Raw genomic sequence first — 26944 nt, forward strand, 5'->3', positions numbered from 1 at the left:
ATCGAAACCGACTCCTTGAGGCGTATCGGGAATCGACACGATAGTGTCCCCTCTACCCCGGGAAAATGCCATACTTATCGTGCATGACGATTCATGACCTGCCGTCTCCCGAGGTATCGCTCGATATGCGTCTTTGGTATCCCCCTTCCGAGCAGGCGTCCGAAGACCTCCTCCCGGCCGAAGATCGCGATCTCGCTCTTTGCCCGGCGCAGCGCTTCGATCTCGTCGCGGTATGGGATCGGCCCTTCCCCCTCCGTCAGGCGCCGGAGCTCGGCAGGGCCACAGCCGGTGCCTGTCGCCCCGGCAAAACCATCCTCCCGGTGCACCTCGATACGGCAGGTTCCGGTTGCGGAGACTGCGGCGTACTCGATCCGCCGCCACCCCTGCTGCCAATCGATCACCGCGTAGGAGAACGGTGAGCAGTCGAGGGAGATATACGCCTTTCCGGCAATCTCGCCGACCAGCGTCCCGTAGTGGCCGGTGATGATGCACGCTGCCGGAAGATCGAAGAGCCACGTCCGGTTTGCGTACGGGGCGTGCGCCACCACGATATCGACCGCTTCGAGGACTGATTCGGCCATCCTCCGCTCGTTCCCGGTGGGGACGCCGAGGAAGCGTATGCCGCGAACGGCCTCTGTCCTTGACGAGACTTCGTGGAGGTAGGGGCTTGCTTCTGCTGCATCGCGGACACGGTTGTACGTGCCGATTGAGTCGTCGTTGTTCCCCTCGACGACGATGCAGTGCCTTCCTGCTGATACGAGGTGGCGAAGAAGGCCGATGAACCGGTCGGTCTCGTTCGGCTCCGCCCGTGAACACCGGTCGTAGGCGGCATCGCCGGCAAAGACAACGATTGCAGGGTCGGTCTCCCTGACCACGCGGAGGAACGAGGAGGCGTCGACCCTCCGGTTCCCGGAAGAGCCCCGCATCTTCACTCCCCATGCAAGATCGCTGAACGCCAGTATCCTCGTCATGGCCGGAAGGTAGTGCTACAAGAGGTGATAGGCCTCGCGGTCGGGGATGCGCAACGCCGGTTACTCCGCGCCCTCTGCGAACCGGTACGCCCCCTTCGGCACCAGCATCTCAAACCGTGCCCCGCCCTCCGGCTCGCCGGTCTCCCGGATTGCTATGTCGGCGATGGAGAGAAACGCGCGGGCAAGGAAAAGGGCCATCCCTGGCTTTTCCTCGAACCTCCTCTCAAACATCTGCTCTTTCAGGTGCTGAGGTATTCCGGCCCCGTCGTCGGTCTCACGGTACTGCAGGCTGATCCTCGTTGCCCCTGCGGCGTGCAGGACGACGTTCTCCACCAGCACCACGAAGACCTTCTCAAGGAGCAGGCCAGCATAGATCTCGAGCCCGTCGACTCTGAGATCGCGGGAAACATCAAGCATGTCGAGATGGGATATCGCGTAGAGGAATGCATGCATCACATTCTGCCAGGCCGAAGCCCAAGATCCTGCTAATTCCTGGCAAAGGCAAGCGAATCCCGGAGCGCCTGCTCCTGCCGACACTCCTCCCGCTGCCGGGTCATCCCAAGCTCCCTCTCCAGTTCGAGATACCCGGAGAGCGAGAAGACCGCACTCTGGACCTCGTCAAATACTGCGCTATCCGACCGTCATGCTCCGTTTCTCAAAGCAAAAGTCTATTGCCCTCAGATAGCACAAAATAACCATATGAAATACGCATTCTGGATACTGCTCCTTATCGCAGCCGTAATCCTCACGTGCGGCTGTACCCAGCAGTCCGCAGTTTCTCCGACGGAACCGACGACTACGCCGACGGCTGCCGACCAGCCCGCCCTTGCACGCCTCTCCGACTCCAGCCCCAACGCAACGCTCTCTCTCGATGCGGGCGTCCTTCTCCTGTCGTTCCACGCTGCCGGGGCGCAGAAGATGGATATTGGTTTTGCGGATGTCTCCGACGTATACAGTGTATGGTATGACTTTTCCACGACAGGGCCTTTCGACGGTTCGCTCGTGCTTCCGGTCCCCCAGAAGGAAGAGTATCTGCTGAACGTCTCCGGAACCGGTGCATGGACCGCGAGTGTCTCGCGATTCGAACCGGATGCCGTCCTGAGAGCGCCGCTGAACCTCTCCGGCGACGGCACAAAAGTGCCTCCGGCGTTCTACCTGGAAGAAGGGCAGTATATATTCGAGAGAAATGAGACCGGCGTATCTTCGCCCCTGTACGAACTTCTGTATGCGAACGGCAGTTACGTCATGGATGCGAACAACACCTACGTCGAGCCCGGATTCCACGAACTTTCTCCTGAAACGTTCCGGATCATCACGATCCCTCAGTCGGGCGAGTATATTATGAGCGTCCTTGCCCGGGACAATCCCGGCAACTGGACGGTTTCCATCCTCTCCGCTCCTACCCTGCCTCCGCTCGGACCGGGGCCTGAGATCCCGGAGAAAGGAGAATAACTCTTTTTGAAGTGGGAAGGTCGGAACCGATCGGCAGACGACGGTTTTCCCATCCCCCTTTCCGGCGAAAGAAATACACCTGCAGGTACGTGCTGAGCGGCGCCCGCCACATGCATGAAAGACGTCCCCGGGAAGATGGCGATTCTGTTTTTCTCGATCGTTCTTCGGTAGATGATCAGGAGGTTGTTTCCAAGCTCCCTCCGGATCTCGAAGACGGGTCAACCCGACGGGTGCTCCGGATGCACACCATTGCAGCAGTGTACCTTCCATCCGGAGCCCGGGGCGTTCCGGCGAGTCAAACAAAAAGGAATACATGCAGGAAATTCGCACGCTATACGGAGACGTACGACCACGGGAGGGTTCTGTCGAACCGTATTTTCGGCAAAGAGCGAATACCCACACCTTTGCCTGCATTTTCTACCGCGTATCGCTCATGGTACTTCTGCCCGCCGGATCCGTTCGGTCTCTCCTGTCGGTGAAACAGACGCATGATTGATACGGATACGGTGATCCTCTGCACCATCGTCGTCGAGGTCTTCCTCGCGATACCCCTTGCCGCGTACTGGAAGATGCAGAGTACCTATCCCGGTTTCTCCGTATCGTTTCTCAGCCTCCTGACCATGGCCGTCGGGCAGACGGCCTCCCTCTTCCTCGACGGAGTCCTGCCGGAGCGGGGCGTCATGATTATAAACGGCTTCTGCATCCTGCTCGCAGTACTCTTCCTCCTCGACGGGCTCACCCGTTTCTTCCGCAAAAGCCCGCTTCGGCGCGAGATCTACGTTGCCGGGATCCCTGCCCTCGTCGCCGCTGCTCTGCTTATCGCGATGACGCAAAACCTCCTCCTGCTCAACATCCTCTTCTCCGGAACATTCGTCCTGATCGTCTCGCAGAGCATCGCCGTCCTCCTCGCCGCTCAGGAGCAGAGAACCCTCTCCCGCCTGCTGGCATCCATCTACGCCCTGCTCATACTCCTGATCGTTCTGCGCCTCGTATCCGGGGTATTCGATCCGACCGCCTTCACACTCGTCAACGATACGCCCCTGCAGAGGATAGGGCGCCTCTTCGTCCTCGTGACAACCTTTACTGCGACGTTCCTGTTTCTCCTCCTGCATTTCCAGAGGATGTCGACCGAACTCACCTGTGCGAAGCGGGCGGCCGAAGACCTCGCCGACCGTTATGCCCTTGCAATCTCCTCGGGGGATGCGGGTATCTGGGATATGGACATAAGGACGGGAGCACTCGCTCGCGACGCCTCGCTCGACCGCCTCGTCGGAGCCGGTGCGGGTACCGATGCGAGTATGCAGGATATCCGGCACCATCTTGAGGGGAACGAGGAGTTTCGCCGGCTGCAGGAGACAGTCGGGCGGTACGAGCGGGACGGTGGCGATCTGACGACCGAGTTTCCGATACGGCGCGACGACGGGAGCCTGCAGCACCTCCGAGCGCACGTCCGGGTGATCCCGGGGAAGGAGCGGGAGGATGCCCGGGCGATCGGGCTCCTCTACGACATCACGCCCCTCCGGAAGGCAGAGGCCGCCCTGAAGACGGCGCACGAGAAGCTGAACCTGCTCACCGGCATCACCCGCCACGACATCCTCAACCAGGCGATGGTCGTCACCGCCTACGGCGAGATGCTGCTTGAACGGCCACGGAATGCCGAGGAGGAGCGGATGATCCGGGCGGTCGTCGAAAGCGGCGAGAGGATCACCCACCTGATCCGGTTCACCGGCCAGTACCAGAACCTCGGGCTGCAGGAGCCGGATTGGATCGATCCCGTCGCAGTCATGAGCGACGCCTCCTTGAGAAGCCTTCTCGGGAAGCAGACGCTCCATCTCCCGGCGCCGGGCACCCGGATCTATGCCGACGGTATGTTCGAAAAGGTGCTCTACAACCTGGTCGACAACTCCTGCAGGCACGGCGGGAAGGTCACCACCGTCACCCTCTCCTACCGCTTCGATGCCGGAAGCCTCATTATCGTCTACGAGGACGACGGCGTCGGCGTTCCGGACAGTGATAAGGAGGCGATCTTCCGGCGGGGTGTCGGGAAGAATTCCGGGCTCGGCCTGTTTCTCTCACGCGAGATACTCGCCATCACGGGGCTGTCGATCCGGGAGACCGGGACGCACGGCAAGGGTGCACGGTTCGAGATCCACGTGCCGCCGGGACTCTTCCGCATACCGGGCGACGAGTGCCCTGGGTCGTAACCATACACTGCGCATCATGCAGGGAAGGCGTCCTGCCGGTGCACGCCTTGCGATTATCGATTGCACCCAATCTTACTCGACGGGAGAGAAAACTCGCGATGAAAGCGATGCGGGCAATGATGATCGGTGTTTACAGGAGACATGGCCAAAAAGCGGATCCCGAGTTATGCATTGAGCATACTCCAGGATACTATATGCTTCAGGACATATCGGATTGCATGGGGGACGAGGCACAGGGAATAATTACAGGGAAAAGTGTATCCGCGACGATGCCGGGGGAATCTTGTCTTCCTGTTGCAGTACCCCCGGACAGCGGCTGGAAAAGCTCTCCGGCATGCAATACGAAACCTGACCTCTTCTCCGGGTCCCTTTACCTTTACCCACTCAAAGCCGTGAGATTATAGAATCGAATGCGACGTGTGAGTTCGTCCCAATTGCTGCCGGTGGCCTTTCCGATAGTTCCGTTACATTGGCGAAGGCAGGAGCAGGCATCACCCTGCCGGATAGGCGTCATGTTTTCACGATCGTCCCCGCCCGATTGAGGGAACATTCACGCTGCCATCTCGGGGAACCGTTCCGGCCGTGATAGTCACCGCCGTTACTTGCTTGGGCAGGGAGATTCGTTCCCAAAAAGCCGAATGCTACCGGGAGCAAATCCCAAAGGTGTCCGGGAATGAAAAGATCGATCTGGAACGGGGTACTTTTTGGTCACCGGATCAGCGGAAATAACTGCAATAGATGCCGGGTTATCATATCGGGAGAGGGGCGGGAGGGGGATCGCCCCCTCCTGCCAGAGTGTTTTGGGGACAAACTCCGGTACAGGCTCATCCGCATGTGACGACTCATACGAGCGCCGGTACGAACACTGCCAGCAGCGAAAGATCCTCATGGTGCGCACTCACCGCATGACGGACTCCTGGCGGGGTGACAAATGTCTGACCGTCAGCGAGGGGAATTTCCTTGTCTTCGAACAAAAAGACCCCCGTCCCGTCGATGATACGATTCCATTCCCACTGGGTTTCATGGTTATGGTCCATGACCTCATGGTTCTTCCACACCCGGACGAGGTGGTAACTGAACGCACCGCCAGTCTCTTTTCCGGTCACCAGGTCTTTGAGAAAGACCCCTTTCCACTCAGGATGCGGATACCAGGGTTTTTCCGCACTCATGATCTCAAGATCGGGGAGAAACACGACTCCCTGGTCAAAGATATCCAGGACGTTCTTCTGTTCCATAATTGTTCTCCAGTCGCATCGGCAGGTAAAAAGAGTAAGATGGATTCATCTCAGTCTTTCACTGCGGGGATTACTTCCTTGAAGATATCGATGCCCCGGTTCACATCGGGACTCGAATTTCCGAGGCAGAAATGAGTGATTCCGGCGGCTTTGAATCTCTCGATCTCCTTGATGAGCCCTTCCGCATCGGTTGCAACCATGAAGTTTTCTTTCATCGTGTCATGCCCTACGAGGTTCGCGTGGAGTTCGACCTCCTTTGAATCGTAGACCTTGTATTTGAACATGGCAGGAACCAGGCAACCGGCCCAGAAACGCAGTCCCTCAATTGCTTTGTCATAGTCGGGATCGACGGAGTACCAGATCAGCATCGCACGCTCCATCTTGGCGGGGTCTTTTCCCGCGTCAGCCGCACCTTTTACGAAGTTCGGGATGGTAACGTTCTTCAGTACGGACGGATCCGCAGCCACCGTCATAAGGTGGTCGCCGTATTTCCCTGCAAGCCGTGCACCCTTCGGACCCATTCCGCTGAAGTAGAGAGGAACCTCATCTTCGGGTTTGGTGTACATGAACGCCTTGTCGAGGGTGAAATACTTCCCCTTGAAGGTGACGGGCTCCTGGCTTCCCCAGAGCTGACGCATCACTCCGATGGCTTCCACCGTCATGTCCTGCCGCTCGGGTACGCTTGGCCATTCACCGGTCACCGGGACCTCATTCATGGCCTCGCCGGCGCCGACGGCGATACCAACTCTTCCCGGATACATCTGCCGGAGTGTCGCAAATGTCTGCGCAACAATCGCCGGATTGTATCGCATGACCGGGCAGGTGATACAGGTGGAGATAAAGACCTTCTTGGTTGCCTCAAGTGCCGCTCCCATCCATGCCCAGGCCTGTGCGGACTGCGCATTCGTGTGATACCACGGGTGGAAATGGTCGTCGGCCCAGACCGAGTCAAAACCGACATTTTCTGCCCGAATGGTCTGTTCCAGTGCATCCCTCGGCTTGTACTGCTCCAGAGACGCGAAATATCCTACTTTCGTTTCCATGTCTACTACCTCGTGCCGGAAAAGAGGGGCATGCACGGGTAAATGACGATCCCGCGACCAAAATATTGAACTATTGTTCCGGTTATACATTGATCGGTGTGTTCGGCTGGAGTCCACATATCCGAGGCGATACTCGTCGAAAGTTGTTGACCTCAATGTACGCTATTGTGGATCCCGGCTGCCTCGCCCATGCTGTTTCGCTCGTTTCCGGTATTGTGGACTTTCATCCACGTACTGAAATTTCACCATGACACGGATAAACCTGTTTTTTATTGCTCGCCATTACGTGAAGACCGCCACGGTCAATGATTCTGGGAATACTCCCGGTTTTCCCCGGTACGTGGAAAAATACTCCCGGTTCCTCTCCCTGCGAAAAGATCTGCGACCAGTTATTGCTCGCCATTGAATGTTGCATGCACGGATAGTAACGGTGGCGAAGAGGCATGAGCGCGAAAAAGAGGGGTCCCCGCCGGAAGGTGTGCGAGCCAGGCACCGCGGTCAGTCCGTGCCGGCCCCTGATCCGGGGTCTGTATCCTCGATCACCGCTTCGGTGACGTCGATCATGAATGACGCGATCTCCCCGGAAGGAAGCTTGAAGACATAATGGGATATCCAGGGAAAGTCCTCGCGGTTCCGGTATTTGAGCGGCGTAACGAACTCCGGCTTTTCAGTGGTCAGAACGCGATACAGAAGATCGTGCACGTACGGGTTCGGGAGATCGGGGAATTCTTCGAAGAGTTTCTTTCCGACGAGATCTTCTTTGTTCGTCCGCAGGAGGGCTGCTGTTACCCTGTTGACGTCTTTGATGATGTACTCCTCTCCCTGCCCGACCGGCTCATAGATCAAGACGCCGTTGCAGGTGTTCTCAAAGAACGAGTGATACCGGACCTCCTTCAATTCGGTCCTGCGAAGCGCCTCCTCCGCTCTCTTCCGGTCGGTGATATCGAGGATGATCCCATTCCAGACCGTCTCGTTCTTCAGCCGGACGGGTTGTGAGAGTACCCGGATGAACATCTCCTCCCCGGTGGGTTTGATAAATCTCCCCTCGAACTCCCAGGGTGCAACCCTCCCTATCACATCTTCTATCGATTTGAACCAGCGTCTCTGGTCTTCCGGAGCGATACACGTACTGTATCGCTGGATCCAGGTGTCCAGGGGGTCAGGGCAGAGGCCGTAGACCTCGGTGGAACGGTCATCGACATAATAGGTGCCCCATTCGCCGGAGTCGCGGGCATAGAACTGGTAGACGATCCCCGGAAGGTTGCTGGTGATACCCCGGAGCCGTTCCTCGCTCATGCGGAGTGCCTCCTCCGCTTTCCTCCGGTCGGTAATATCGAGGAATATCCCGTTCCAGACCGTCTCGTTCTTCAGACGCACCGGCTGGGATACTCCCCGGATGTGCATCTCCTCCCCGGTGGGTTTCAGGAATCGCCCTTCGAATTCCCAGGGTGCAACCCTCCGTATCACATCGTTGATCGAGTCGAACCAGCGTTCCTGGTCTTCCGGAGCGATGCATGCGCCGTACCTCTCAAACCATGTGTCCAGCGGCTCGGTTGTTACCCCATAGATCTCCTGCGAGCGTTCATTGACGTAATAGACTCCCCATTCTCCGGAATCGCGGGCATAGAACTGGTAAATGATCCCCGGTAGGTTGCTCATTATTCCCTGGTATCGCTCTTTCAGCTGTTTCTCGGCAATTTTCTTTGCTGTTATATCGAGGAAGAGAATAAAAAATTCACGGGGCGCTTTTCCCCCTTTGTCGGTGACCGGTGCAAACACAACCTGGAAATACGCGACGCCTGATTTTTTGGTCGATGTAAGCGTCTCTGATTTCAGCCGGTCGAAATTGCACGACAGCGTTAATTCAGCGATCTTCCCTTTCCTGATAAGGTCCTGGATGATGTCCCGGGAACACATGACGTCATAGAGTTTGAAGTCTGCAAGGTCGGTGAACCTCGCGAGCCCGAGGATCTCGAGCGAAGCCCGGTTTGCATTCAGGATAGTCCCGTCTTCCTGGAAGAGGAAGATGCCGCTCGGAACTTCCTCGAAAAGGGTGCGAATCTTACGTTCGCTGTTTTTCAACGCCTCTTCGGTTTTTTTCCATGTGGTGATGTCGCGGAGACTTATCATGATCCCCGGGTTTCCGGTAAATGAGATGGAAGGTATAACCGTGGAGATGAATTCCATGAGAAATATCCGTTCAGTCCCACGCTCGATCAGCAGCATCTCGTTGATGAAGGTCTGGGAACTTAAGATCCGGTTAATGTTTTCCCAGATCGTGGGGTTATCAAAGAGCGCCAGATGTATCCGGGACAGTTCGCTGCCGATGATGTTCCTTCCGGAATGGATGTTGAAGGTATCGATGAAACTTCTATTCACCATGAGGATATGCAGGTCCGCGTCAAGGATGACGATCGCATCGGAAAGATAGTCGAAGAGATCGTCGAACGGGACGTTTTGAGCCGAAGAATATAATTTGGCCTTGCCGAAGGGTTTCATGATTACATGGCCGTGAGACTGGAGGACCTCGAGATATTTGGCCACGGAACCGCGGTTCATTTTCAAGGTACGCGAGATTGTGGAGATTGAAACCGCCTCGGGATACCGGTCCTGAAGAAATTCCCGGATCCGGGTATACTGGCCTTCCTTCCCACTCATAGGTACATACTATGCAGTACCGACCGTTAAAGGAAATGGTGCTGTATACACTACGATATTCTACCAGCACTTTTTACCGCATTCTCCCTTCCCGAAGGGATATCTCACCGGGCAGCGGATGACGGCCTCCGCAGCACCGCGGAGATTCCATCGATGAGCAGGTAGATAGCCGTGGCCACGGCGATATCGGCGAGCATGAGACCGAGGTAGATCAGGCCGCTACTGAGCGTCGTATGCCAGGAGATGAACGGGATCATAGAGAGCCCGGAGGCGATGAGGCCGAACGGGAGCAGGATGCCCGGCACCGCGACGAGCACGTAGCAGATCAGGACGTGGAAGATACGCAGATCCTTTCCGATGCGGTCGAAGATCAGAAACGGCGGGACAAGGACGGCCATCGGTGTCCCGATGAGGAGCGCCCCGATGAGCAGCCATGATGGATCGGTCTGTGCAAAGAGGATGAAGTTCAGCGCCATGCCGGCGGCAAGAAGCCCGGCCCGCATCAGCCTCTCCTCGAGGTGGCGGAGAACGGCGTACGCCGCTACGGCAACCCCGCCGCCGGCCAGAAAGACCAGCAGGCCGATGGAGATAATTATGTAGATGAAGCCCTCGACGACGTCCATGACAATCTTCCTGTGTGTACAAGAACGAACCGGGGGGGTTTAATGGTGTTGGGAAAGGGGCGGGCGGCCAGGGGGTCTTATCCCTGCTGGAAATACCGCCGAAGAGGACGCATATTCCATTCTTTCCCGCCGTTTCCGGTGGGCGAAAAGAGGGGATCCGGAAAAGCGGGAATTTTGTTCAGATGCGCAAAATAGGGAGAACGTATTGAAATATAACGGCTATAGGAGCGAGGTTCTCTCCCCTAGCTCCGGGATCGGCCGTCTGAAGGCTTCTGTGAGGGTCGGAGATCCTGCTCTTTAAGCACCCCCGTGTGCGGGTGCCCGGGTCACCTCCGCCTTTCGCCCGAGTTCGCCTGCAATGCCGATCATCTCGTGTATACGCTCATCGGTCGCATAGCCGCTGCCTGCCCACCGGATGACCCCCTGATGGTCAAGGAGATAGACATACCCGAGCGAGCGGTCGCTGATCTCGAGCGCCTGCCGAAACGCGGTCGAGTCGCCGTAGTAGGTCACTACATAGGGGTGTTTTTCGCGGGGAATCCCGCTTCTCATGCCTGCATCGATGGAGAACGACATGAGCCGCGGCCAGAACGCGTCGATGACGGGCAGTTCATAGGTGACATAGGTCTCGTCGCCGCCGAATTTCCGTACAAAAGGCTCACTCCAGGAATCCAGCATTCCCTGTGCATGCCGTTCGAACGCGACGGAGATGAGCGTAATACGGCCTGCCGCTACACCGGGAATCGCCACATCCGATCCTGCAAGTGCATGCCCCTTGATCTCTGGAAACATTCTTCCGATAACACTCATAGTCTTGCCTCCGGTCTGAAGATCTCCACTGTTTTGTGAGGATAGCAGGCATCCGTGATGATAGTTTCTCTTCCGGGTATCGTTCCCGGGGGGGGTGAAGAGCGGTGCCGGGCAGTTATCGAAGGTACGCCGACCGGGTCTACCCGGAACCGTCACCGGCCGTCCTGAGACTCTGATTCACCCCGTGTGGCCGTGCTCGGAAAGAGCGGATCCTTTTCAAAACCATTTTCTTCACGCAGAAGGAATAGTTCCGGTAAAGGAGATGCTTCATCGGTTAAAACGAATCGGCAGGATCCAAACGTTTCCGGGCACCTGCAGGGCATCGAACCTGATGACACACCTGTTCTCCTGTAGGCCACGAGTACCATGCCGACAAAGCCGCCCGACCTGATCTACGGTGTGGACGAGACACCGCCGACCGTCCCCCTGCTCCTCCTCGGGCTGCAGCATATCTTCATCGTTATGAGCGCACTCGTCTTCCCGGTCGTCATCATCCGGGCGGTCGGGGGGAGCGCCGAAGACACGGCGTTCGTCGTCACCATGTCGATGCTCGCGGGCGCTATCGGAACGGTGCTGCAGACGGTGAACCGAAGAGGGATCGGGTCGGGGTACCTCTGCCCGGCGGTCTGCGGCCCGTCCTATATCGCCGCATCGCTCCTCGCGGTGCAGACCGGCGGCCTCTCCCTGCTCTACGGCATGACGGCCGCCGCCGGTGTTGCCGAAACCATCTTCTCGCGGTTCCTCCACCGCCTTCGGTTTCTCTTCCCGACCGAGGTCACCGGGGTGGTCGTCACGATGGTCGGGATAGCGGTCATCCCGATAGCCGTCCAGAATCTCATCGGCACCGGAACCGGCGATCCCGTCAGCGAACCGGCGGAACTTATCGTCGCGGCCGTCACTCTCGGCACGATGATCGCCGCCAGCGTCTGGAGCAAGGGAGGGCTCCGACTCTACTCCGTCCTCGTCGGGATGGTGGCCGGGTACATCGCCGCCGGGATAACGGGCGTCCTCGGGGCAGACGCGATCGCCCAATTCGTTGAGGCGCCGCTCTTTGCACTCCCCGAGATCCGCCACCCCGGATGGTCGTTCGATGCGGCACTCCTCCTCCCGTTCATCATCGTCGTGCTCTCCTCCACGTTCAAGACCATCGGCGACCTGATCACCTGCCAGAAGATCAACGACGCCGACTGGAAACGGCCGGATATGCAGAACATCAGCGGCGGCATCCTTGCAGACGGCCTCTCCGCCGTCGTCGCGGGCCTCCTCGGCGGGATGGGGCAGGCGACCTCCTCGAGCAACGTCGGGCTTTCCATCGGAACGGGAGCCGCAAGCAGGGCGATTGCGTACGTCGTTGCAGCGATACTGCTCGTCCTCGTCTTCGTCCCGAAACTGGCCGCGGCCTTCGTCATCATGCCTGCGCCGGTGATGGGGTCGGTCGTTATCTACGCCGTCACCTTCATCATCGTCACGGGGCTGCGGATCATCACCTCACGGATGATGGACGCCCGCAAGACCTTCGTCGTCGGGCTCTCGTTCATCTTCGGCCTTGCGGCGGGGATGATCCCGGGCTTCGCCGACGGCATGCACCCGCTCGTCCAGCCCGTTTTCGTCTCCGCGCTCTCCGTCGCGACCGTGACGGCACTCGTCGTCAACCTTGTCTTTCGGATCGGAATAGCAGAGCGCCAGTCGCTGACGCTCGAGTCCGGGACCGGGTTTCCGGACGCGATCTTCTCGTTCTTCGAGCGGGTCGGAGGCGCCTGGGGTGCCCGGCCCGAGGTGATCCGCCGGGCGGAATCTGCAGTGAACGAGCTGATGGAACTCGTCACCATCACCGGTGCCGCGGACGGCCCGGTGCAGGTAGATGTGAAGTTCACCGAAGAGGCGCTCACTATCGTTGCCCGCTACCGGGGCAGAGCGCTCGACCTCGAACCCGGCCGACTGCCAGCCGACCTGCTTGCCGACGGGGGAGACTTCTCCCGCCTCCCCGTGCTTCTGATCCGGCAGTATGCCGATACCGTCCGCACGGATGAGCGGGACGGAGAGTGCCGGGTCAGGCTGCAGTTCGAGCACTGAAAAGGTTTATGCACCCTGTATCGGCGGACGGGCTCAGTCCGGGATTGTCGCTTCGTCCCGGTGCCGCTGCTCGTCCGGGCGCACCTTCTGCAGCGTGAACCGGAATGCCGTTCCCTCTTCCGGCTTTCCGGGCACCCTGTCCTCCACCCGGATGCTTCCGCCGTAGCGTTCCACGAGCGTCCGCACGATATAGAGGCCGAGACCCTTTCCGCTCCTCTTGCTCTTTCCTTTCTGGAACCGGGAGAATAGTGTGGGTTTTATCGCATCGGGTATACCGGGGCCCGTGTCCTCGACCGAGACCAGCACCCCGCCGTCCTGCTCAAGGGCACGGATTGTGATCACGATATCGGGCTCGCCGAACTTGATGCTGTTGCCGATGAGGTTTGTGAAGATTTCGGGGAGGAGGTCGTCGGCCCTGACGAAGAGCGGTCTTCCGCGATACCTGATGGTCGTCTCAGGGTGCTGCCGTATTTCAGCCCTGATAACCGCGTCGAGGTCGACGGGTTTCAAGGCGGGGTTCGGGGAGCGGAGATGCCTGATCGTGGAGACGTTCTGGATGATCTGGATGCTCCGGCTGACGGCCGATCGGATCTTCTGTGCCATTGTCCGGTTTTTCCCCTCGAGTTCATCTTTGAGAAGGTCGGTGTAGCCGAGTGCTACCGAATTGGCGTTGTTGATGTCGTGCACCATGATGTCGAGGTAGAGGTTCGCCTCTTCATTCGCCGCCAGGATGGCTTCTTCTGCCTGTTTGCGCTCGGTGATATCGGTGAACGTAACCACTGCCATGAGTGGGTCGCCGGCCGCATCGTAGATGAGGGTACCGCCGTAGTTGAATATGCGCTGCCAGTCGGCTCCGATGCGCCGTGTAAGGACTTCCATATCCTGGATGGTCTCCCCGCGAAGGATGCGTGACAGGGGCCACTCTTCCACCGGGAGGAAGGTGCCGTCCATGGTTGAGAGCTCGAAGATGGTGGCGAACGCACGCTGGTTATCCAGTGCTTCCCCAAGACCGGGCAGCTCGTACATCTCCAGAGCGGCACGGTTCCAGTTGACCAGGTTGCCATTGAGGTCGGCGACGACCAGCCCTTCGTTCAGGCTCTCGACAACTGTACGGAGTTGGGTTTCGCTGTTCCGGAGTGCCTCCTCTGCCCGGATCCGGTCGGTGATGTCCTTCCCCGACCCGATGATCCCGGTGACGCGACCGCCGGCGTCCTTCAGAATGGCCCCCCTCCAGATGAGCGTGCGTTCATCTCCACCCCTCGTCACGACAACATACTCATCACTCCCATACGATGAGGCTATCCCGGATAACCGGTGCGTGAATGCCTGCCGGGTGTCCTCCCGGATCCGCTCCGGTATCACAACGTCAAACCAGTTCTTCCCGAGGAGCTCGTCTTCCCGGTACCCCAGGAGTTCGCACCCGCGACGGTTGACGAGGGCGATGGTCTGATCTGCGTTGATGACGACGAGCAGAACAGCGGCCACATCCAGGTAGCTCTGCGCCCGGTCGCGCTCTTTCTCGGTATTCTTCTGCTGCTCCTTCAGGCGCTCGGAGAGCCAGGCGATGACGAATCCGACCATGACGAGCATCAGCGCACGCCCGTAGTCGTTGAACGTCCCCGGATCTGTCCTGAGGAGGAAGTGGCTTGCGAGGACGAGCCCGGCAAGGAAAAATGCCACAATGATCCCCTTTCTCCCCCACCAGAGCGTCGCGAGGATGATGGGTATGTAGAAAAAATGGGAAAATACCGTACCTATTCCCAGAACCACATGGAAGTAGTAGGTCGCAATGACCGATACCGCGAGCAGGGTGCCGATGATAAATAAGCGGGCATTTTCGGTCAGTGGTGCCATGGTCGGACGCTCCCTCCGTATGCTCTGTTTATATTGCTACCGCTTTATAATAATCCCCGCGATGGGGTATGAGCCGGTGTTCCCGAAACTCTATTCCGATCTGCAGGACACCCGCTCGTCGCTTCTTCCCTGGAATGTGCCTTATCTGCTCCTGACCCCTCCCGCGTGCCTTCCAGGGAGGTGCAGGCGGGAAAGCAGGGGGGCGATTCCGGCCCGGTGCCGGCATCCGGCTGCAGTATTCCTTATGGTGGGTGTCAGGCCGGGGAGCCGACAGATGTGTGTGGGGCGCCTCTCCTGCACGGTTATGGAAGATCTCTCCGGGGAAGGGCTGCCCGATATGCCCCCGCTGTCGAAGTTCCTGCGTGAGCGCCCAAGAGAACCGGTGAACATTTTTGAATAGTCTCCCATCCTTCTCCTTCATGTAGTCCGGGAACCCCGGATGTAGCAGAGTGATGCGTCAATGACACGAAAGATAATACGCTGCCCAATCTGCCGGAGCACCAACATCTATTGGGACGCCCGCGGCCTGTATGCGACGATGTATTACTGTCGGCAGTGTGGATACAACGGGGCGTTCATTCTCGAGTGCGATGAGGATAGTGACGTTCCTCCGGGTTGAGCGTCGGTTCTGCCCTTCCCGCCAATCCGGTTTTGACAGACAGGAGAGGCCATCCCCGTCTTATGCGGCCTCTGAGATAGAACGCGGAGTCGTGGTCTTCCACGAAAAATATCCGTCACCGTTCTCCCGGTTTTCATGGTGGCTGCGATGAGATTAATGAATTGAGCAAGGCCGGCTGGGACGAATCCCTCGACACGCTCGCAGAAGTCCTGGAGGAAGGAGAAGCCGGGATGGCGAAGATGAATATTACTGCCGAGCCGGGAAAGCAGGAGATCGTCATGACGCGGATCTTCGACGCACCACGGGAAGACGTTTGGAGGACGGTCACGGTTCCGGAGCTTATACCACGCTGGTGGGGGTCAAGGAGCTTCACGACCACGGTTACTGTGAGGGATGTAAGGCCCGGCGGCATCTGGCGATTCGTCCAGCGCGACGCCGACGGTAACGAGTACGCGTTCCATGGCGTATACCACGAGGTCGCGCTGCCCGAGCGGCTTGTTTATACCTCTGAGTTCGAGGGCATGCCGGGCCGTGTGCAGCTTGAGACGGTGACGTTCGAAGACCTGAATGGGAGGACGAAGATGACGGATCGATCTATCTTCCAGATAGTCGAAGACCGCGACGGGATGCTTCAATCGGGGATGGAGAAAGAGGTGACCGAATCCATGGATCGGTTGGCCGGACTGGTGGAAAAGCAGAGAGCGCGGTGACCGGCGAAGGCAGGGCTCACCGATCAAAGCAGCCCGCTTCCTATCCCGGAATCTTCCTGATACCAAAAATCGATTTAGCGTGGGGATTTATCCCGATAGCCTCTTCAATACCCGGGATAATACCGATCCGCCTGATATTCATGACCCGTGTTTTCGATATGTACTTATCTACCCTGCACGATGTGAATGTATGAAACACCGAGAATATCCTCTCCCAGACAGTACAATCTGCCAAACTGCGTCTGGCCCCCTTGAATATGCAATCGTAGGGGAAGGGCCGCATATCCTGTGTTTTCATGGCGGCCCGGGAGGGTTTGACCAGAGTGCACTGACGTTCGACATGTTTGCAGATGCAGGCTTTTCACTGATCTGCATATCACGACCGGGATACCTGGGGACGCCACTTGCAACCGGAAGAACGATTGCCGATCAGGCAGATGTCGCTGCAGCTCTTCTGGACGCTCTCGGGATCGACAGGGTCTTTGTGATGGGAGCGTCTGCAGGAGGTCCTCCCACGTATGAGTTTGCACTTCGGCATCCGGAGAGGACGAAAGCGATTATCGTCATCGACGGCGTCAGCAGAAAGTACCTCATGCCCGATCAGGCGGGCAGGGTAGAGCAGGCGCTCTTCCTCTCCGATCCCGGCCTGAAGTTCGAACTGATGCTGGGAGACTTTTTCCCGAGGTCCATCGTTGCGGAGATGATCAAAACGGAAGGCAGGCTGTCCAAGGAAGAGCTGAAATCACGAGTCGGTCACATCATGAGCGATGAGAAGAAACTGGACTATATCCTGAAGCTCTTCCATACGCTGTATCCGTACAGCCGGAGAAAGGAGGGGACCGAGAACGATCTCGCGAACTACTCACAGATTGATGCACTGCCTGTCGCGAAGATCACGGCTCCCGCCCTCATCATCCATGGAACAGCAGACGCAGACGTCGACATCGGCGATGCACTCTACGCAGCGGATGCCATTAAAGGCGCAGAACATTTCTGGATCGAAAAGGGTACGCACTTCTGCTTCTGGGCATCGCCTCAGGCCGAAGAGGCGCAGCAGGCTGCGATTGATTTCCTGAAGCGGCATCAATAAGCTATTCTTTTTTGTGGAGGGACGCCTGCGCTCCGTAAACGCCGTTTTGCGTCACCGGAACCGGGAGCTGGCGACGTATGCAGGATACTATGTCAGCAGGTGACATACGCCGATCATGGATCGATCTCGTGACTGTCTGCCCGGGATGATGCCGGCGGTCACCACTATCGCAACGGCACTGGGTCAGGTATGCCTCATCTGGGTTCACGCCGCATCGGAGCCGAAGGTGCGGAGAATTATCCTCCCCGGCGATCCGCGATCCGGTACGATAGTGACCGAAAACATGCCTTCCATCGAAAAGCCCCGTGATAAAGGCATCCAGGTGCTGATTGCCGGGATACAGTCCTTCCTCATGGGAAATGACATACACTTGACTACCGACCTGCTCGACCTTGATCGGTGCCCATCGTTCCAGCGGCGCGTACTCCTCGCCGAATACGGCATACCCCGAGGGTACGTCAGCACCTACGGACGCATCGCCCGACATCTCGGGAATCCCGGTGCCGCCCGGGCTGTCGGCAACGCGCTCGCCCGCAACCCGTTTCCCATCGTCATTCCCTGCCACCGTGCCCTGCGAGCGAACGGGCAGCTGGGGGGGTTTCAGTCAGGCCAGGTTGTGAAACGAAGGCTGCTCGAGATGGAGGGCGTCAGGTTCCGGGGGGACGGCCGGGTGATCATGGAGCGGGTGTGGTACTGAACACGAGCACTTCGAATACTCCCCGGGATCATAGCACTCCGGGGATGGAAGGGAGAGCCGGATTCTCTCTGTCCTGAAAGGAGGGCAGATGTGCAGTATTTTCCGATTTTACAGGAGGTTCAGAAGCCCGGATGCCGGTAGTGGAATTAGGTGGAGGATATTGTCCGGATTCCTGAAAGAATGGAGAATCATCGAGGTATAATGGCCATATGAGCAAGGGTAATTGTGAGAGGATGGATACCCTGTCTCGCCTTGCGATCGGCCGTCTACGGGCTTCTGTGAGGGTGGTTTTTCCGGGGGATTCGGCCGGGATTGCGGATCTGTAAAGGGTTCTACTGTTGTACAGCGTAGTAATCATTTCATCTGTAAAAGTCAGTTTTAAGACGGATTTCCCTGGAAAAATCGCGTTGGCAACGCCAGTCGATCTCCGGACGCATGAACAAGAGATGCAATTTCCGGGGTGAAGCCTGCGATAATAACTTTCAGAAAATAAGATGGACCGAGCGGGAATTGAACCCGCGGCCTCTTCCATGCCAAGGCATGGGGGCGATTTCAGCCTCAGATGCCGAATATCTCAGTGATAAATCTGCGGATGAAGAATCAAAGGCTAAAAAATCGAAGGAAATTTCCAAGCCCCCTGAGTCGATTAACAGCCTGTTTAAACGATTTAAGAAGGAATACGGGGAGTATCTCCTGAACGTCCGAAAGATTACTGAGAAGAAAGCCCGGTGGTACATTAATGATATGGAAAAACTGCCGCCCATATCCTCCGTTCCAGATTTGGTATTGGCGAGTTTAAGAGAAAACTCGACGAAAGCCTTTCGGAATTTCATTCACTTCCTTGAAGACCTGAAAGGGTATGACAGCATCTTGGGGATACCGCCTGAGCGATGGTTAAAACCGGCCAAAGTAAAACAGTCCGGCGTTGTGGAGATATACGTCTCCAATGACGAGATTCGAGAAGCCTATGAGCATTGTCCGGATGAACTCAAGACGTTCTTCAGGCTCATGATGTACTCGGGGAGTAGGGGCACTCACCTTATCGGTCTGATCAAGTCCTTTGATATCCGACAGGTTATCATCGATGAGGAATACCCGGAAGTGGCGCACTATCCCACGTCCGAGTTAGCCAAAGGCACGAAACGAACCTTTCACGTATACTTCCCGGCCAGCCTTGTTAGTGAGCTGAAGTGCTATTCGCTTCCCTACGAGCATGAGGATACGATATACAAGAAGCTCGCCCATGACCGCGTTAATTCTAAGACCATCCGGAAGTGGCACATGAATTTCATGATCAAGCAGAGAGTGACGGAGAGCATAGCAGACTTCATCCAGGGCAGGGCAGCCGCAACGGTCGGCAGCGCTCACTATCTGAATAAGGTTCAGAATGCAACGGAAGAGTATGAAAAACTAATCGGGAAGTTCCCGATTTAATTTTTTTGTCTTAGCTTATCAATCTGCACGGAGATTAACTTAAAAGTGAAATTTAGTTTACTTTAAGTTCCTTCGTTTGGCAAGGATAGACCCTACGGTTGACCTATTAGGTGTTTTAGCAGATTTTATACTATTTATGTTAATTTGGAGCTCGCACGAGCCAGTTGCCTTTCTTGTTTCATCCCTATTTGATTCTGCATTTTCGATAATGGCATTCAATTTTTTTTCAATAGCCGTAAACCTATCATCGAGGTCACTTGAGATCTTATTATCTACGCTATTCGATTTGGCAGCTACCCCAAACATAATGCTCAATACAGCGATTACTGCTGCAAAACCGAAGTTAAGAAGTAATGAACCGTTGTTAAAGGTCAGTCCCCAAAATGACTCTGGTGTTAATGACTCTGGTGTTGATGATGCTAGTAATAATTGATTGTAACTCACTTCAATCAATCCAATTCCAAGAAACGAAACGATAAAACCCAATATTCCTAGGAAACAACAAACGCCCCAAACAAATGCCATACCTAGTGCCTTTTCCTTTCTGTGAATATGCCAAGCCACAATAGCGCTAATGATTACTGCCAATACAACAATAATAACATGATGCTGATTGAATAATTCGAGCAGTCTGACGAGTGTATCCACATTCATTATGGTTACCTTACGCTTTATTGGCTTGTACGGTTATATATACATAAGTGCTTAATTTCATCTCTAATCCACCCTTTAATCCTAAAAAGACATAATAATAAAGGATAATTATTATGCGGGTGTCCCGTTCCACCAAAACTCAAACTGCACCGTCAGCGAGCCTCCCGCCGGGACAGTGACCGGAGCGAATACATCCCGCGTAATCAGCGTAGGGTAACCCCCGTTATAGGTATCCTGACTCTCCATCTTCAGCCCGACCTCAGCGCAGACCGTCTCGGAAGCCATCGGGAAGGTAGCCGAGAATAACTGCTTGATGATACTCCCGGAGGTGATGAGCGCCGGAGCAGTCGGCAGCGCCTCCGCGACCTGAGCATACAACTGATAGTCGGTAATCGTCGGCGGCGTATCGTTGCTTCCGACAATCGCCTTTAGACTGTTCGCCCAGGAACCCTCATAGCTGCCAGGGTCGTTATACGAGTACAGGCTATGAGAGGCAACGACGTAGCTGCTGATCGTCCTCACCGTACCGTTGATATCGGTATACTGATAGGTCGTCGGATCGCTCGTGTTGTTCCATCGCTTAATCCAGTGCGTGAGGAAGACCGCGAAGTTCCAGAGATACAGATCGTTCTTCTTGCACTCTTCCGCGATAACATTCCCGTCTTCATCGAATCCCTTAACCAGAATCGCTAGCATCGACATTTTCTCACCTCAGGACGGCATACCGTTCAGCCAGTACTCGAACTGCACCGTGATCGACCCGCCCGCCGGGACGGTAACCGGCGTGAAGATATCCCGCGTTAAGATGCAGTACACCCTTGCATGAGGTTCTTTCACCTTATACGCAACTTCGGAGAGCGTAATCGAATTTTCAAACGACAACGTACCGGTGAACACAATTTTTATGGTATTCCCATCGTTCAGGATAACCGGCGCGTTCGGCTGTACTTCCGCCGTATAATTCCCCAACGCGAAATCGTAAATCGTCGGAGGAGTGGACGATACGCCGAACTGAATACGCCCGGTATTATCCCAGCCGCCGCCGTCCTCTTGTGAGTTATCCGGAGACCCCCAGAACCCGCCACCGGTCGTGTAGGAATCACCGTTTAAGTCATGCCCCTTGAACCGCTGAGCATAAGAGGTGCTGATCGCCTCTTTCAGCACTCCCGCAATGAGAGCGCCCCAGTTGAGCAGATACAGATCGTTATCCTTGCACTCTTCCGAAACTATCCGCCCTTCGGCATCCCTCACCGTCACCGTGAGGTGTACCGCCGAGCCGTTCCCGCCTTCGCTGCTCTCGTTGTTAATCGCATCAATCATTCATGAGCCCCCTATAACTGAGCACTTACGAACGTGCCCCCGCCGCCGTTTCTGATGTTCACCACATCCGAGACGACCAAAACCCGCATCGAGCCCCCGCCGGAAGCGTTCGGTAATGCGGAACCGAGCGTAACGCTCACCGCATTTCCCGAGCCCGCCGCTCTTGTATAATTCGGAAATTCGACAACCGGAGGGAGCGCCGCCGGATACCAATCCCCCGGAATGAGCGTTATGCTCATCCCACCGCCAGCCTTGTACGCCGGAGGGAGTGAGGTAGATACTTTCGTACTCCCGCCGCCGCAGCCGACCCCCATCGGCAGACCGTAGATCGTCTTTCGCTCGGTGATAGCAATAAGCCCCTGAGGAGGGGTGAGCGACTCCGGCACTCACCGCACCTCCTGAAGCCGGACGAACTTAACGGTAATCTCCGTGAATACCGAATCATCGAACGATAAGGCATAGTTCAGCGTATCGCCCGGATTCATCGGCACGTCGAAGACGTACCCGCACTCCGCGCTTAACTCCTGAGCCGAATTGAGGTACGCCGACCGCCCGTTGATGTAGTAGACGAGCTTCGCCGCCGTTCCGAGGCAGATATGAATCCGCACCATCGCCGCCGAATCGACGGAGAGATTATTCTTCAGAATCGGTTTGAGCTTCCCGACGAGGAAGTTATCCCACTGATTCAGATACAGATCGGCCTCAATCTCCTTCGTAAACTGCGTCTTGTAGATCAGCCCGAGGATCTTCACGCCGTCGCCCGCCGACTCGATGAGCCTTACCAGACCTTTCCGGACTTCCTGCATCTCCGAGCAGAAGAGTTTGGCGAAACAGGTTAGATCGACCATCGCTCACCCCTTCCGCTTTTTGAGGAGCAGATATGCTCCGACAACGACGAGCGCACCCAGGAGATACGGGAGGTACTGCTTCCAGCCTTCCGCCTCATCCTCTCCCGCCATATTCGCCAGGATATCCGCACAGGTAACGCAGCCCATCTAAACACCCTCTTTCGGTTCCTTCTTCCCGGTCATCTTGGTATGATACGGACAGCACCGCATCTCAAAGAGCGCGACCGTTATCTTCTGGTACAGGGAGAAGAGGAGCGCGTATTGCCCCCCGATAGCCACAAAGAGCGCCACCGTTTCAAGAGACATACCGCCCGCTCACCGCCTCAGCGCCATGTATTTCCCGACGACCCATAGCCCCGCGACAAGGAACACGAAGAAGAGAATCAGCCCGGTACTCTGCTTCACCATATCGCCCGGATTCGCCGGATTCAGCCCGAAGCCCTCTTTCACACCCGTTCCCGCCGCATACGCCCCGACACCGAGACCCGCACCGAGCCCCGCCGGATACGCAAACATCTTGCCGAACCGCCCGAGCGCCGCCTTCGAGCCGGGAGCCGCCCCAATATCCCGCACCACCGAAGCGCCCCGCTGCCCGACCGACTGAAAAACTTCAGACGCTCCCTTAAGGCTCTGCGAAATCTCGCCGGTCTTCGCCATCTGCGCGACCCGGAGCAGAGGATTGTAGACGCTCACGCGACAACCCCCTTTACCGTCCGGATAGCCGACCGTCCCGCCTTCGTCTTCGTGGCGACGTAGTAGCCGCCGCCCGCGATGACGATGCAGCACCCAAGGAGCAGCGGGAACGCCAGCCCCCGCCGCGCCGCCTCAGCGAAGAGCCCCCCGACGACCGGCAGACCTTCCAGGAAGCCGCCGACATCCTGCGCGAAGTTCTCCACCGGCACGAAGTACTCCCCGCCGGGATACCCCGGATCATAATAGCCGTCGCCGTTGCCGTCCTCACCGGGATAGTACGGATCATACGGAGACTCGCCGCCGGTCGGGTCAGCACCCCACCAGCCGCCCGGATACTCATACTCGCCGGGATAGTCGGCAGCCCCCGGAGCCGTGCCGTATGGGTTGTACCCTGCATACGGATCATACGGGTACTCCCCGCCGCCGTCTTCACCCGGAGGAGCGCCGAAAGCGCCGAGCGCGTTTAAGGCCATCGTGCCGAGCCCCGCACCCGTCACCCCGACGAGCGCCGCCGTGCCGAGCGTCTTCACTTTACTCTGCGCCTTCGGGATATCCGGCATCTTCGGCGCTTCGGTATCCGCTATCTTCATCATCCCGCTCTCAGGAGCCGGAGTTTTATAGCGGGGAGTCTCCGGAACGGGAGCCTTCTTTGTATAGGTCTCCCTCCACGAAACCGTATTTTTTCGCGGAGCCGGAGCGGGAGCTTTCTTCGGAGCCGGAGCCTTCCGGAGTTCCTGCACCCAGGCCGGTTTCTTCACGCTCCCGAACTTCCCGCCGATAGCGCCCGCTACTTTGCGAACATTACCCAGTTTAAGCATGTCACCACCTACTTTCAAGCCTTTTGAGCCGAGTTTTCCCCCTTTTATCAGACCGCGAGCCACGCCATACCCGATACCGCCGGTAGCGACACCGAGCGCGAGCGTTCCGGCATCCACCGCCGCCCAAAAGTAATCTTCACCCGTCAAATCCCCGCCGCGACCCGTAGCGGTCTTATTGACGACGTTGATCAAGTCCATCGGTAAGACGGCATCCGCCGCCATCGTGCCGCCGACCTGAGCGACCCCTAACGCCGTCTCCGCCGTGTTCCGACCCGCAAAAGCCCGCGTTAACCCGTCCTCGTAACTCTTATCCCGAGCACCTATCAGCGCATCCGCCGCCCCGCTCACCGTCTTCAGTTCCGGGTTATCCGGAAGCTTCGGGAGAGCCGGGAGAGCGCCCCCGATTGCACCGGCAGCGCCGCCAAGGGTGTTCCCGACCGCACCGACCGCCCCGCCGATATCCGGCAGTTTCGGAAGATCAGGCAGCTTACCGGAGACGACCGCAGCAGTCGTAACCGCACCCGCACCCATCACCGCCGCCGGAAGCCCGACCACCGCCCCGGAGAGATCCGGCAGTTTGACCGCCGGAAGAGAAGGCAGCACGACCTTCGGCAGCGTCGGAAGCGTTACCTTCGGTATGTCCGGAATCTTGACGGTCGGCAGAGCGACCTTCGGGATGGAGATAACCGGAGGAGCGACTTTCGGGAGCATCGAGCCAGCCGAAGCCGCCGCTTCCGCCGCCCACCGTGCCGCTTGTGCCTGTTCTTCAACCCACTTCTGCGCCGCCTTTGTGCCCGCCCGCATCCCCGCAGGGAGAGAGGGTAGAGAAGGAAGAGAGACCTTCGGCAGCGACGGTACAGAGATTTTCGGGAGGGAAATCTTCGGCAGAGTCGGCAGCGTTACCTTCGGTAATGAGGGAAAGGAAAACTTCGGGAGCGTGACCTTCGGTAGAGAGGGAAGGGAGAAACTAGGGAAGGATAGACCGAACACTCCCCCTCATCCCCTCAGCCTCAGAAGCCCGCCGTGCCTTCAATCATCGCCCGCTCCGCCGCCTCGAAAGCGCGAGCGTTGACGACATGCTCACAGGAGATGTACCGGAGCGTTCCGGCGTTGGCGGTCTTCACGGAGAACTGATAGTCTCCCTTCGTCCAGCGCCAGCCCCGCAGCCCGTAGCCATCCGCCGAGACTTCCTGAGCATAGTTGAAGATAGCGCAGCCCGCCGGAGCAGCACCCGCTACGCAGTACTTGAAATTCCCGATACCGCGAAGCGTCGCCCAATCGACGTTGAGCAGTTCCCGCCGATCCGGAGAGGTGACGACCAGCCCCACGTTGGACGGCTCAGCGCTGCCGTATACCCCGGAAGCGTCCGTGAAGGTCATCACGCCGCGCCGGTGAAGGGTTCCGGTCGGCAGGTCGAGCACCCCGGAGAGCTCAGTGTTTGCCGCGACACTCGACACCAGCGCGTAGACCTTCGGTTCCGCCGCCGCTTCCAGGTTCGCACCGTATTTGGCGACGAACTCTTCCGGCGTATAGACGTTCTCGGAGATGCTCACGGTGATGGTAGCCGCCGAGACCGTAACCCCGGTCGTGATAGTAGTGTCGAAGACCGCCTTCAGCTCAAGGGAGTCTTTCGTCACCGCCAGGATATCGCCTTCGTTGAGGATCAGCGTGTAGGTCTCGGTCGTCGAAGCCGAATCGTTCACGCTCACAGTATCGGCAGCGACCGCAGCCCCGCCGTACAGCCCGTCAAACGCATTGAGGATAGCGATATCCTTGCCGTTCAGCGCATAGTGAACGGTCGAGCCGTCCGAGATGACCCGCACCTCCTGAAGCGCCTTCAGGATATCCAGCCCCGTTCCGGAGTATGCCCCGCCGAAAGCGTTGGCAATCGTGAGCGATACCTTCAGGATGAGTGCATCGATAACGGCATCTTTCGGAAGGTTGACACTCGTTTTATTCAGCGTGAGTGTATCGCTAAGAGTCCTTATTTTTGAGTACATGCTATTCGTGCCCCCGTTCCGCCGTTATTTCTTGAGGAACGACATTACCAGAGCGATCACAATCGTGCCGATAACGAGCGGAAGCGCGTGTTCCATGATGATCGGTTTAGCCGCATCAACAGCCCTTTCAAAGTCCATCGTTTACACCTCGAATACTGATATTCTGCCCCGATACCGCCGCCTTACTTCTTCTCCTCGCCGAACATGGCAGTAGCCGCCCGAACCAGGACGACGAACGAGAAGGTAGCAAACGGCACACAGTAAGCCGCAAGGACACCCGTAATTATGTCCATGAGGGAGTATCCGCGAGGGAATGAGAAAAAGAGGTAGTAACAATGATTATTCCGGATTATTTACGACTTTGTTATGGAAAGACCCATACAGAGTTTTAAGTTGATAAATAAACCAGCACTCTTTAAGATATGCCACTTCAATTTTTGTAGTTAAGGCAGTAGTTCCATCGGATATACTATTGCAGACCCCTACTAACTCTGAATAAACTTTTTCTTGATCAGTTGAAAAAAGAAAAAGCCAACGTTCTGAGAAAATTTCATCTAGATTTGCCAAATCATGCCTGAGAATTTCGAAATTTAAGTAGATATCAATATTTTCTCCATTGCTAAAATCAATAGACATAAGGATATTCGATAATTCTTTAATTTTTATAGGAATATTGAATCTTTTATAAAAGGACTGTATCTCAGAAGGCTCCTTGTTGGCATAAGCATTGGATTCAAGTTCATTCGCGACGAATGACAGCATTGTCAATTGTTGATAGAATAAGCGTATTTTCTTTGTATTTTCTCGATTTTGTGTATATATCATCGCCGCTTGAGTCAATATGAAACCTAATAATACGCCACCTAGCGTAAAAACGCCGGTTAACACTATGCTATCCATTGCACAACGGATCTCTACCTCAAACGTTTTTAGCTTATCGTGCTTGGCTTATTAGGGAATTAGATGTTAAATGAGGAATTTAAGGCAATATGAGCCCTTCATTGTGTTTTTCTAGTATTATCCGCATTTCCCGACCGATATTTTTGAATAAGAAGGTCTATCGTGGCACTATATGAAAGCCGTTCACCTTCAGGTTCAAGCTCTTCACGCACCGTATCCAACCGTCGCAATACCCGAT

At 56.7% G+C, this 26944-nt stretch carries 27 protein-coding genes; 8 read left to right on the forward strand and 19 right to left on the reverse strand.

All coding sequences use genetic code 11. The annotated features are described in order from the left end of the window. Positions 1-74 precede the first annotated feature (74 nt). Together ABH15_RS09935 and ABH15_RS09940 are read right to left on the reverse strand one after the other, a co-directional pair. Complete coding sequence (locus ABH15_RS09935) at positions 75-971, reverse strand: metallophosphoesterase (protein WP_128694176.1); 897 nt, start codon at positions 969-971, stop codon at positions 75-77. 60 nt (positions 972-1031) lie between these two features. Beyond that, positions 1032-1388, reverse strand: coding sequence for an ATP-binding protein (locus ABH15_RS09940; RefSeq protein WP_128694177.1), 357 nt, complete (start codon positions 1386-1388; stop codon positions 1032-1034). A 282-nt stretch (positions 1389-1670) separates the two neighbouring features. On the opposite strand from ABH15_RS09940, the gene ABH15_RS09945 reads away from it, so the two are divergent. Beyond that, positions 1671-2423, forward strand: a complete 753-nt coding sequence (locus ABH15_RS09945; protein ID WP_128694178.1) for a hypothetical protein — start codon at positions 1671-1673, stop codon at positions 2421-2423. 488 nt (positions 2424-2911) lie between these two features. Then, complete coding sequence (locus ABH15_RS09950) at positions 2912-4627, forward strand: sensor histidine kinase (protein WP_128694179.1); 1716 nt, start codon at positions 2912-2914, stop codon at positions 4625-4627. Positions 4628-5469: 842 nt separating this feature from the next. Here ABH15_RS09950 and ABH15_RS09955 read toward each other — a convergent pair. From ABH15_RS09955 to ABH15_RS09975, 5 genes are all read right to left on the reverse strand, one after another. After that, entirely contained in the window at positions 5470-5862 is a 393-nt protein-coding gene (locus ABH15_RS09955) for a cupin domain-containing protein (RefSeq protein ID WP_128694180.1), read from the reverse strand. 50 nt (positions 5863-5912) lie between these two features. Further along, positions 5913-6905 (reverse strand): TIGR03557 family F420-dependent LLM class oxidoreductase, encoded by a 993-nt coding sequence (locus ABH15_RS09960; RefSeq protein ID WP_128694181.1) that lies wholly within the window; start codon positions 6903-6905, stop codon positions 5913-5915. A gap of 498 nt (positions 6906-7403) precedes the next feature. Beyond that, positions 7404-9404 carry a PAS domain S-box protein gene (locus ABH15_RS09965; protein WP_164913714.1) on the reverse strand — a complete coding sequence of 667 codons (2001 nt, stop codon included), beginning with the start codon at positions 9402-9404 and terminating at the stop codon, positions 7404-7406. Positions 9405-9667: 263 nt separating this feature from the next. Continuing rightward, complete coding sequence (locus tag ABH15_RS09970; protein WP_128694183.1) at positions 9668-10186, reverse strand: hypothetical protein; 519 nt, start codon at positions 10184-10186, stop codon at positions 9668-9670. A gap of 297 nt (positions 10187-10483) precedes the next feature. Beyond that, entirely contained in the window at positions 10484-10996 is a 513-nt protein-coding gene (locus tag ABH15_RS09975) for a hypothetical protein (protein WP_128694184.1), read from the reverse strand. A 366-nt stretch (positions 10997-11362) separates the two neighbouring features. Here ABH15_RS09975 and ABH15_RS09980 point away from each other — a divergent pair, with 366 nt between their 5' ends. After that, positions 11363-13069 (forward strand): solute carrier family 23 protein, encoded by a 1707-nt coding sequence (locus ABH15_RS09980; protein WP_128694185.1) that lies wholly within the window; start codon positions 11363-11365, stop codon positions 13067-13069. 33 nt (positions 13070-13102) lie between these two features. Here the strand turns inward: ABH15_RS09980 and ABH15_RS09985 are convergent, their stop codons facing one another. Next, positions 13103-14923, reverse strand: coding sequence for a PAS domain S-box protein (locus ABH15_RS09985; protein ID WP_128694186.1), 1821 nt, complete (start codon positions 14921-14923; stop codon positions 13103-13105). A 460-nt stretch (positions 14924-15383) separates the two neighbouring features. Between ABH15_RS09985 and ABH15_RS13680 the strand changes: the two genes are divergently transcribed. From ABH15_RS13680 to ABH15_RS10005, 5 genes are all read left to right on the forward strand, one after another. Further along, positions 15384-15542 carry a hypothetical protein gene (locus ABH15_RS13680; RefSeq protein WP_164913715.1) on the forward strand — a complete coding sequence of 53 codons (159 nt, stop codon included), beginning with the start codon at positions 15384-15386 and terminating at the stop codon, positions 15540-15542. Between the two features lie 161 nt (positions 15543-15703). Further along, positions 15704-16252, forward strand: coding sequence for an SRPBCC family protein (locus tag ABH15_RS09990; RefSeq protein WP_241648069.1), 549 nt, complete (start codon positions 15704-15706; stop codon positions 16250-16252). 190 nt (positions 16253-16442) lie between these two features. After that, positions 16443-17342, forward strand: a complete 900-nt coding sequence (locus tag ABH15_RS09995; protein ID WP_128694187.1) for an alpha/beta fold hydrolase — start codon at positions 16443-16445, stop codon at positions 17340-17342. Between the two features lie 115 nt (positions 17343-17457). Beyond that, positions 17458-18039 (forward strand): methylated-DNA--[protein]-cysteine S-methyltransferase, encoded by a 582-nt coding sequence (locus tag ABH15_RS10000; protein WP_241648070.1) that lies wholly within the window; start codon positions 17458-17460, stop codon positions 18037-18039. Positions 18040-18474: 435 nt separating this feature from the next. Further along, positions 18475-19473: an integrase gene (locus ABH15_RS10005; protein WP_128694188.1), complete on the forward strand. Its 999-nt coding sequence runs from the start codon at positions 18475-18477 to the stop codon at positions 19471-19473. A 57-nt stretch (positions 19474-19530) separates the two neighbouring features. On the opposite strand, the gene ABH15_RS10010 is transcribed toward ABH15_RS10005, so the two are convergent. The 11 genes from ABH15_RS10010 to ABH15_RS10050 all read right to left on the reverse strand — a co-directional run bounded on the left by ABH15_RS10010 (position 19531) and on the right by ABH15_RS10050 (position 26706). Then, positions 19531-20121: a hypothetical protein gene (locus ABH15_RS10010; protein WP_128694189.1), complete on the reverse strand. Its 591-nt coding sequence runs from the start codon at positions 20119-20121 to the stop codon at positions 19531-19533. A 117-nt stretch (positions 20122-20238) separates the two neighbouring features. Further along, positions 20239-20823, reverse strand: coding sequence for a hypothetical protein (locus ABH15_RS10015; RefSeq protein WP_164913716.1), 585 nt, complete (start codon positions 20821-20823; stop codon positions 20239-20241). Between the two features lie 15 nt (positions 20824-20838). Further along, on the reverse strand, positions 20839-21447 hold the full coding sequence (locus ABH15_RS10020) for a hypothetical protein (RefSeq protein WP_128694191.1): 609 nt from the start codon (positions 21445-21447) through the stop codon (positions 20839-20841). A gap of 11 nt (positions 21448-21458) precedes the next feature. Continuing rightward, positions 21459-21833, reverse strand: coding sequence for a hypothetical protein (locus ABH15_RS10025; RefSeq protein ID WP_128694192.1), 375 nt, complete (start codon positions 21831-21833; stop codon positions 21459-21461). Next, a complete protein-coding gene (locus ABH15_RS10030; protein WP_128694193.1) occupies positions 21834-22295 on the reverse strand; it encodes a hypothetical protein in 462 nt (153 codons plus the stop codon). A gap of 3 nt (positions 22296-22298) precedes the next feature. After that, positions 22299-22442, reverse strand: a complete 144-nt coding sequence (locus ABH15_RS13685) for a hypothetical protein (RefSeq protein WP_164913717.1) — start codon at positions 22440-22442, stop codon at positions 22299-22301. After that, positions 22443-22601, reverse strand: a complete 159-nt coding sequence (locus tag ABH15_RS13690; RefSeq protein WP_164913718.1) for a hypothetical protein — start codon at positions 22599-22601, stop codon at positions 22443-22445. Between the two features lie 9 nt (positions 22602-22610). After that, the gene (locus ABH15_RS10035; protein WP_128694194.1) at positions 22611-22988 is read right to left on the reverse strand and encodes a hypothetical protein; all 378 of its coding nucleotides are present in this window, start codon (positions 22986-22988) and stop codon (positions 22611-22613) included. Next, entirely contained in the window at positions 22985-24610 is a 1626-nt protein-coding gene (locus ABH15_RS10040; RefSeq protein WP_128694195.1) for a hypothetical protein, read from the reverse strand. Before ABH15_RS10040 ends, ABH15_RS10035 begins: the two co-directional genes overlap by 4 nt. A 206-nt stretch (positions 24611-24816) precedes the next feature. Continuing rightward, positions 24817-25806: a hypothetical protein gene (locus ABH15_RS10045; RefSeq protein ID WP_128694196.1), complete on the reverse strand. Its 990-nt coding sequence runs from the start codon at positions 25804-25806 to the stop codon at positions 24817-24819. 339 nt (positions 25807-26145) lie between these two features. Next, positions 26146-26706: a hypothetical protein gene (locus tag ABH15_RS10050; protein WP_128694197.1), complete on the reverse strand. Its 561-nt coding sequence runs from the start codon at positions 26704-26706 to the stop codon at positions 26146-26148. Positions 26707-26944 lie beyond the last annotated feature (238 nt).

Origin of the sequence: Methanoculleus taiwanensis (assembly GCF_004102725.1) — an archaeon.
Taxonomy (GTDB): Archaea; Halobacteriota; Methanomicrobia; order Methanomicrobiales; family Methanoculleaceae; genus Methanoculleus_A; species Methanoculleus_A taiwanensis.